General features: G+C 56.6%; 11 protein-coding genes. 1 reads left to right on the forward strand and 10 read right to left on the reverse strand.

The window, feature by feature from the left end:
• The 10 genes from B2R17_RS11730 to B2R17_RS11775 all read right to left on the reverse strand — a co-directional run.
• Positions 1-722 (reverse strand): proton-conducting transporter membrane subunit (locus tag B2R17_RS11730; RefSeq protein ID WP_286764132.1); only part of this gene is annotated, 722 nt, incomplete at its 3' end.
• Positions 719-2,197 (reverse strand): monovalent cation/H+ antiporter subunit D family protein, encoded by a 1,479-nt coding sequence (locus B2R17_RS11735; RefSeq protein ID WP_007332743.1) that lies wholly within the window; start codon positions 2,195-2,197, stop codon positions 719-721. The genes B2R17_RS11730 and B2R17_RS11735, both read right to left, overlap by 4 nt.
• Positions 2,194-2,793, reverse strand: a complete 600-nt coding sequence (locus B2R17_RS11740; RefSeq protein WP_286764133.1) for a sodium:proton antiporter — start codon at positions 2,791-2,793, stop codon at positions 2,194-2,196. The genes B2R17_RS11735 and B2R17_RS11740 overlap by 4 nt, the downstream gene beginning before the upstream one ends.
• Positions 2,790-3,227 carry a Na(+)/H(+) antiporter subunit B gene (locus tag B2R17_RS11745; protein ID WP_007332741.1) on the reverse strand — a complete coding sequence of 146 codons (438 nt, stop codon included), beginning with the start codon at positions 3,225-3,227 and terminating at the stop codon, positions 2,790-2,792. The genes B2R17_RS11740 and B2R17_RS11745 overlap by 4 nt, the downstream gene beginning before the upstream one ends.
• Entirely contained in the window at positions 3,224-3,802 is a 579-nt protein-coding gene (locus tag B2R17_RS11750) for a DUF4040 domain-containing protein (RefSeq protein ID WP_286764134.1), read from the reverse strand. Before B2R17_RS11750 ends, B2R17_RS11745 begins: the two co-directional genes overlap by 4 nt.
• Positions 3,799-4,161 carry a monovalent cation/H(+) antiporter subunit G gene (gene mnhG / locus B2R17_RS11755; protein ID WP_008665686.1) on the reverse strand — a complete coding sequence of 121 codons (363 nt, stop codon included), beginning with the start codon at positions 4,159-4,161 and terminating at the stop codon, positions 3,799-3,801. The genes B2R17_RS11750 and mnhG overlap by 4 nt, the downstream gene beginning before the upstream one ends.
• A gap of 13 nt (positions 4,162-4,174) precedes the next feature.
• Positions 4,175-4,600, reverse strand: coding sequence for a monovalent cation/H+ antiporter complex subunit F (locus B2R17_RS11760; RefSeq protein ID WP_286764140.1), 426 nt, complete (start codon positions 4,598-4,600; stop codon positions 4,175-4,177).
• Positions 4,600-5,082 (reverse strand): Na+/H+ antiporter subunit E, encoded by a 483-nt coding sequence (locus B2R17_RS11765; RefSeq protein WP_286764135.1) that lies wholly within the window; start codon positions 5,080-5,082, stop codon positions 4,600-4,602. Before B2R17_RS11765 ends, B2R17_RS11760 begins: the two co-directional genes overlap by 1 nt.
• A gap of 451 nt (positions 5,083-5,533) precedes the next feature.
• Positions 5,534-6,289, reverse strand: a complete 756-nt coding sequence (locus tag B2R17_RS11770; protein WP_286764136.1) for a tetratricopeptide repeat protein — start codon at positions 6,287-6,289, stop codon at positions 5,534-5,536.
• A 7-nt stretch (positions 6,290-6,296) separates the two neighbouring features.
• Positions 6,297-7,079: a hypothetical protein gene (locus B2R17_RS11775; protein WP_286764137.1), complete on the reverse strand. Its 783-nt coding sequence runs from the start codon at positions 7,077-7,079 to the stop codon at positions 6,297-6,299.
• A gap of 13 nt (positions 7,080-7,092) precedes the next feature.
• Between B2R17_RS11775 and B2R17_RS11780 the strand changes: the two genes are divergently transcribed.
• A complete protein-coding gene (locus tag B2R17_RS11780; protein ID WP_286764138.1) occupies positions 7,093-7,263 on the forward strand; it encodes a hypothetical protein in 171 nt (56 codons plus the stop codon).
• Positions 7,264-7,444 lie beyond the last annotated feature (181 nt).

Below are 7,444 nucleotides of genomic sequence, written 5' to 3' on the forward strand. Positions count from 1 at the left end.
ATGGCGGCGGGCAGCCAGCGGTGGAATGGCATCAGGGCGGCTTTGCCAATCCCGAACGCAAACAAAGCCAGCAGCAGGCCAAGTCCGACGGTGGAGATCTTTTCGTCCGCGACGGGTTCCGCCAGGATTCCTCCGAGCGTGAATTCCAAGGTGCCGGCCAGCGAATAAGTCCAAGCAATCGCAAGCATGAAAAAAGCGATCGAGGTGGACAGCAAAATCCCGAGGTAAACCCGTCCGCCGTTGCGAGCTTCTTCATTGCCATGGTGCGTGACCAATGGATAGGTCGAGATCGTCATGACCTCGTAGGCAACAAACAGCGTGAACAGGTTCTTTGCATACGCTGCAGCGATGGCCGCGAAAATGGCGAAGGCAAAGCAGCCAAAGAATCGTGTCTGATTGTCTTCGTTGTGACCCCGCATGTAGCCGACCGCGTAGATCGTCGTCAGGATCCAAAGCCCCGAGGCAACGAGCGCGAAAAGCATCCCCAACGGTTCGACTTTGAATGCGATTTGGAATCCGGGCAACCACTCACCCCACATCCATTCCGGACGCTCGCCGGCGAACACGCCGCTGGCCATTCGGCATGTCAGCAAAAAGAGAATGGTTGCGACGGTGAGCGTGCAGCCTTCGCGAACGTTCGGCGATTTGCCGGTTAGCGTGAGCAGCACATAGGCAATCAGCGGCAGCAGCAACGAGAGCCAAATTTGCATCGAATCGGTCATGGCGTGGCTCCCAACAATCCCGCAGCCGCGGCGGCGGCCAAATCAGCGGAGTAAGTGGTCCAAACACCAAACACGAAGGTTCCTGCTAAGACGACATAGGTTGGGATCAACATGCCCAGCGGAGCCTCCTTGGCCTTCAATACTTTGGCGGTCGGTTCACTGAAATACAGCGTTTCGACCACTCGCCAGACGTAGACCACCGCCAGCAAAGAACTCAGCAGCATCAGCACGGCGACCGGCCACATGCCTTTTTCCATTGCCGCGGTGAGAAGCAACCATTTGCTGATGAAGCCTGCCGTGACGGGAACACCGATCAACGCCAGTCCACCGATCGCCCAACCGAGTGACGTCCAGGGCATCGTTTTTCCGGCACCTTTCCAATCGTCCAGTTTGACGCTGCCCAATCGCAGCGCGAAGCAACCAACGATCATGAACAACCCGCCTTTGATCAACGCGTGATTGAACATGTGCACGATGCCGGCGGTCAGTCCACCTGGCGTCGACATGCTGATTCCTAAAATCATGTATCCGATCTGAGCGACGCTGGAATAGGCCAGCAACCGCTTCACGTTGGCTTGGTAAATCGCCGCGGTCGATGCGACAAAGATTCCGACCAATGCCAGAATGGTCAGCTCGGTATCAAGCGGCAGGTAGTCGAAGGCGAATCCCGGCGTGATGATTCCAAAGATCACACGAATGAACGCGTACACCGAAACCTTCGTTGCGGTCGCGGCAATGAAGCAGGTCACCACCGATGGGGCATACGTGTACGCGTTGGGCAGCCACGTGTGCAGAGGGAACACTGCCATCTTCACGCACAATCCGATGACCAAGAAACTGAAGGCAACCAGAACAGTGCGAGGACCGTTTTCTTGTGGAACGCGAGCGGCGATGTCGGCCATATTGAGCGTGCCGGTCATCTGATACAGCAGACCGATGCCAATCAAAATGAATGTGGCACCGATGCTGCCAATGATCAGGTACTGGAACGCGGCCAATGGGGCTCGGCGAGTTTGCCCGAGACTGATCAGTGCGTAGGACGACAGAGACGAGATTTCAAGGAAGACAAAGACATTGAAAAGGTCACCCGTCACGCACATGCCCATCAATCCGGTCAAGCACAACAAATATGTTGCGTAGAACAGGTAGTGCTTTGATCGAGCGATTTCGTCGTCAACGGATTTCGGTGCGTAGACCAGAACGATCGCACCAATGCCCGACACGAACATCATCACAAAGGATGACAGTGAATCGACCAGGTATTCGATGCCGTACGGCGGAGCCCAGCCGCCCAGGTTGTACCGGATGACTCCGGTTTGATTGACTTGCGCGACCAATGCGATGGAAATGCCAAACGTGATCCAGGAGACCAGCAACGCGAGCGTGTAGGCGGCGGTTCGCTGGTGCAAGATCACGCACAGCGGAGCCGCGACCAACGGCAACACGATCAATAGAATCGGGAGATGTTCCGTCAATTCACTGACTCCGAATCGGTGGGGGTGTCGGGTGAACTCCCGGCCAGTGAATGAGTGTCTGCGTCAATCCATTGGTCCTCGTCGTCGTCATCTGGCAAGCCGTCGGCTCGATCGATTTCCAAAATTCGGTCTTCCTCGATCGTTCCGTAGTCTTCGCGAATGCGAACGACCAACGCGAGTGCCAGTGCGGTGGTGGCGATGCCAACCACGATCGCCGTCAGCATCAAAACGCTGGGCAATGGGTTGGAGTAAATGATGTCGGCACCGGGCAAATCAGCGTGCGCGGCATGCGCTCCGACAATCTCTTCGGAGACGGTTCCGAGGGCGTGGGTTCCGTGCTCGCCGTGGCCGGTCTCGTGCATCGCTTTGGCCTGAGCCTCGGCGACTTCGGGAGGAATGATCGGTGCCGTGCCGCCGCGAACTTTGCCCATCGTGACGTAGAGCAAAAACACGGACGTTTGAAAAATGTTCAGCCCGATCACGGCTTTGATGAGGTTTCTTCGTGCCAGCACGATGTAGAAACCGGTCATCATCAAGACGATCACGATCCAGTAGTTGTAGAGCCCCGCGGCTTGTTCCAAGGCTGGACTATTCATACGAATCGACTCCGGCTGGCGAAGGCGTAAAAGATCATCGTCATCACCGAGGTCACCGTGATTCCCACGCCGACTTCCACCAAGAAGATCCCCAGGTGTTGTCCACCGGGCAGGTATTTGTGGTTGAAGGAGTGCTCTAGGACGTCGTAGTCCAAAAAGTTGCCGCCCAGCATCATCGTGGCGAAGCCGGTGCCGGCGTAAACCAAGACGCCGATCGCCATCAGCTTTTCGATCACGATGGGTGGAGCGACACGTTTGATTGCATCGAGCCCGAAGACCAGGCCGTAGAGAATCAGCGCCGAAGCAAAGATCACTCCCGCCTGAAAACCACCGCCGGGTCCGTAGTCACCGTGGAACTGGACATAAAACGCGAATAGCAAGATGTACGGGATCAGCAGCTTGGTGATCACGCGAATGATTGGAAACTTGATCATGCGTTTGCCTTCCGTCGACGTCGTTTGGCTCGGTTCGCGATCGCCGGACGTTCCATTTCATCTCGTCTCAGGATCAGCAACACGGCGATGCCGGCAGTCAGCACAACGGTGGTTTCACCGAGCGTGTCGTAACCCCGGTATGACGCCAACAACGCGGTGACCACGTTGGGCAATCCGTGCATGTCATCGAGCGATCGCTCAACAAACGAGGGATCCGGATGCTGATGGACGACCGCGTTGGGGTCGCCATAGTGCGGCATGTCGAGCGTGCCGTAAATCAAGGCTCCGCCCGTGACCAGCACAACAAGCAGCGGTACGATTGGCGATCGCTTGGTCGGTTGCTCTTGTTCGCCCGTGAGCGCCAGCGTGCTGAGCATCAACACGGTGGAAATGCCCGCGCCAACAGCGGCTTCCGTGAACGCAACATCGGGTGCATCCAGGATCAGCATCCAGGATGCACTCAGAAAACTGTAAATGCCGGTGAACATCACCGCGGCCCACAACTGTCGCAATCTCGCGACCGTCACGGCGGTGAGTGCCAGCAACGCCAGGATGGCAAAGACAACCCAATTCATGAGGCGTCTCCGTCACGCGGGCCGTATGGCGGGTTCATCATGGTGTTCGGTTTTGGTTTGACGTCGAGTTCCGGTTTGACCCCGTGAGTCAACGCCGAGTGGGCCAACGCGTGGCATGAACTGGGGCTGGTGATGGTCAGGAAAAACAGAATTGCAACCAGCTTTGCCGCAACCAATGTGGGACCCGCCAAGCAGAGCAGTCCGATCAAAATCAATCCGGCACCCATCGTGTCGGTGATGCCGCCACCGTGCATGCGCGAGAAGAACTCGGGCAACCGGATGATTCCAATTCCACCCACGATGGAAAAGAACGCTCCCGCGATCAAAAAGAACCAGCTTGCGATTTCCAACGCGATCATGAGTCACCTCTCATCAGGCGGGTTCCTCACCAAAGCTGCGGTACTGAGTGAATCGCAACAAAGCGACCATGCCGATGAAGTTCATCAGGCTGTAGAGCAATGCGAGATCGAGAAAGTCGGTCCGTGCGGTCACGAAACTGACCACACAGATGAACAGTACCGTTTTGGTGCCGAACATGTTGAGCGCGAGCACGCGGTCGAAAACCGTCGGACCGGCCATCGCGCGAATCAAAGCGAGCGTCATCGTGACCAAGACGGCCGCGGACGTCGCCATCATCACGTGATGCGTTGCACTCAATTGGAATGCTTGAGCGGAATAATTCAGCATGTTGTGCAGGTCGGCGGAGCTCGCGTGCCCACGCCCCGACGCCGAATGGGCGACGTGACCGGCCGCTTCGCTCGCGGCGAACATCAGTGGCATCATGCAACAGGGAAACATCACTTGGATTTCTCCAGTCGGCAGATGCGTTCGTCCATCTCACCGGACATGTCTTCCTCGGTTTCTTCCAGGTTCAAACCATGGATCAAAATTTTGTCGTCATCCATCTGGACCGACACGGTGCCGGGAGTCAGCGTGATGGAGTTTGCCAGGATGACTCGTCCGAGTTCGCATTTTTGATGCGACCGGATCGTGATCATGTTGCGCTTCAGCTTCATCTTGCGCGACAAAATGATCTTGGCGACGGCCAAGTTGCTTTCAACAATTTCCTTGGCCAACCAAGGTGCATAGAACACGAACGGGCGGATGCCGAGCTGAGCCGGGGCGCCTTCCTCGTCAACGATTCTCATTCGCAACGAGACGTAGAGGCTGACCAGCACCGACAACGCACCGAGTCCAAGAAGGAACGGGTTGTCAAAGTGTCCTGACCAGAGCAGCCAGGTCGCGATCAATGCGACAGTGAGCCAAAACGCGTATCTCACGAGAGGATCCGATCCGTGGGGAGATGTGCAAAACGTAGACACGTTATCCACAAACTCGCGTTCGCAACAAGTGGGACCGGTGCGATAAATCGTTTTGATCGAACGATTTATTTGCGAGGGTTCAGAAGTCTACCAACAACCGATCGCGAGCCGCTCTTTGAACGAGTCGATCACGACCAAGCGATTGTGTTTGCCTGGTTTAGCTGGTTTGCTCAGTTTGTTGTTTGCGTTGTCTGGCCGGCCTGTCATTTCGCAATGAGGCAACCGCAGGGGACAAGGTTCATATCGATGCATTCGCCGCAGCAAACGACGTGGAGGCAGTGCGTCGGGATGATTCATCGCTCTTGGCGGAAGCCAGCAATTCACCAAGTTGTTCAACAAGCCGTTCAGGTCGCGACCAGCATCGATGTTTGTGGTTCCAGGCGGTTTGCCCAGGCTGCGGGGGATGGCCTCAAGCGACGTTGCTTTGTTGCGCAGTGAACGGTTGTTTGGTCAGCGTTTTCAATCGCGATGCGCACAGGCGAGCTCGATTGACATCGTCGCAGTCAAAGAAAACGTTCGCGATGCGTTTGAGACAGCACTGGCAGTTCACCTCATCGAGCCGGTCCGGGATGACTGGCGTGAGAACCTTGATCGCGTCGGTCTTGCGTTCGAGTCGAATCAACAAAGACGCCAGTCCGATTCGAAAGTGGACGTTGCGAGGATCGAGCGAGATTGCGTGTCGGATCAACGACTCGCAGATTTCGGATGGATGGCCGCACTGCTGGGCGTAGTAACCCATTTGATAGTGAACTTCGGGCTGCTCCGGATTCAAAATGCCCGCTTGCCGACAAGCCTCCATGGCCAACCGCGGCGCGTCGATCGCCTCCAATCCGGCCGCGATTCGCAACAGCTCCGCACTGGAGACTTTGCCCGACGTCGCGACCGACATCAGCAGTTCCTTGGAAAGGTTGTGTCTGCCGACGGATCCATATGCGATCGCCAGTTCAATTTGGACCGCCCGCGAAAGCGGTTGAATCAGGGCGGCACGTTCGAGTGCATCGATCCCTTCATCGAATTCGCAGAAGCAGAGGCTGGCCATGCCCAGCAACGTCAGGGCGTCGGCGTCGTCCGGATCTTGGGCCAATGCGTATTGAGCAAACTGGATCGCGTGAGCGAAGCGACCGGACTCGAACTCGAGGTGAGCGATGGAGAGTGATTCATTCATGGTGGATCTACAGCGTTGGTTTGGCAGATTGGATCGGCTTGGCGGCACGTTCAGCCCGCAAAGCTTTGGATCGTTCATGACAGGCGATCGCTAAATCGGTGTGGTTGTGACGGGTTAACAAGTCGGCAATCCGTTGCAAACAACTAAAGCATGTTGCTGTTCGGATCTGGTCGACCTCAAAGGTGAGAGCGACTTCGAGTGCCTCGCTTTCGCGTTGCAGTTGGATCAGCAATGAAACCAGCCCGACTCGGTAGTGGACGTTGCCGGTGTCGAGTGCCAGGGCACGCCGAGTCAGCGCTTCGCTGATGTACAACGCGTGACCGCAGTGGGCGGAGTAAACGCCCATGTCGTAGTAAGCTTGTGCGACCGAATCGTCTCGCTCCGTGATCCACTCGCAGACCTTCATGGCGAGCTGAGGTGAATCAATCGCGGACAAACCGCCGGCAACCTTCAGCATCAAATCCGCATCTAAGCGGCGGCTGAGTGCGAGTTCCAAATACAATTCGCGTGCCAAGTCGATTCGGCGAAGTTGTGCGTAGCACGACGCGAGCGTGATCCGCGCTTCGTCTGGGATTGGGCCGAGCAGACTTGCCTTTTCGATTGCATCGGCGGCTTCGACCACGCGACCGCGATCATGAAGTGCCAACCCAAGCAACACGGCCGGTTCGATGTCGTCGTGCGACTGCGAAAGGATGTCTTCCGCTGCAAGAAGCTGGATGACTCGATCAGCATCGCTGCTGGCATGTGCACGCCACGCGAGATCGAGAGTTTCTTGATTGATTTTTGCCACGAGGCCAACCTTGATGACGGATTACGTGCCTCAAGAAGTTCGAGGCAAACAGGTCATGGCTGGCTGGCATCAAGGCGATCGGAGTGCGAATGTCGGCGTTCGACATGTGCTTCACGATCGCCGAGCGTTGCTCGCTGGCTATCGAAAACCAGACGCTTATTGCGACTGGTTCGCAGTATGGTAGCGAATCGTCGATTTGCGTCAACATCGCTTGCGAAAAAGAATCCTCGGGCGGCGATGTGCTCAACCGGCGATGTGACTGCAAACGCTACTTTGCCCCGATCGCGTACAGTTTGTCTCCGCGACGGATCAGCAGTCGGTCGCCGGCTGGTGCGGCGGCGTAGAGCACGTTGCCGCCGCCGAAA

This window comes from Rhodopirellula sp. UBA1907 (genome assembly GCF_002337565.1).
In the GTDB taxonomy this organism is placed as follows: Bacteria; Planctomycetota; Planctomycetia; order Pirellulales; family Pirellulaceae; genus Rhodopirellula; species Rhodopirellula europaea.

Coding starts and splice junctions, on each gene's coding strand:
- B2R17_RS11760 (WP_286764140.1), bottom strand. CDS start 4,600: ATGTTTCCCTGTTGCATGATGCCACTGATGTTCGCCGCGAGCGAAGCG.
- B2R17_RS11745 (WP_007332741.1), bottom strand. CDS start 3,227: ATGATCAAGTTTCCAATCATTCGCGTGATCACCAAGCTGCTGATCCCG.
- B2R17_RS11770 (WP_286764136.1), bottom strand. CDS start 6,289: ATGAATGAATCACTCTCCATCGCTCACCTCGAGTTCGAGTCCGGTCGC.
- mnhG (WP_008665686.1), bottom strand. CDS start 4,161: ATGATCGCGTTGGAAATCGCAAGCTGGTTCTTTTTGATCGCGGGAGCG.
- B2R17_RS11780 (WP_286764138.1), top strand. CDS start 7,093: ATGACGGATTACGTGCCTCAAGAAGTTCGAGGCAAACAGGTCATGGCT.
- B2R17_RS11750 (WP_286764134.1), bottom strand. CDS start 3,802: ATGAATTGGGTTGTCTTTGCCATCCTGGCGTTGCTGGCACTCACCGCC.
- B2R17_RS11740 (WP_286764133.1), bottom strand. CDS start 2,793: ATGAATAGTCCAGCCTTGGAACAAGCCGCGGGGCTCTACAACTACTGG.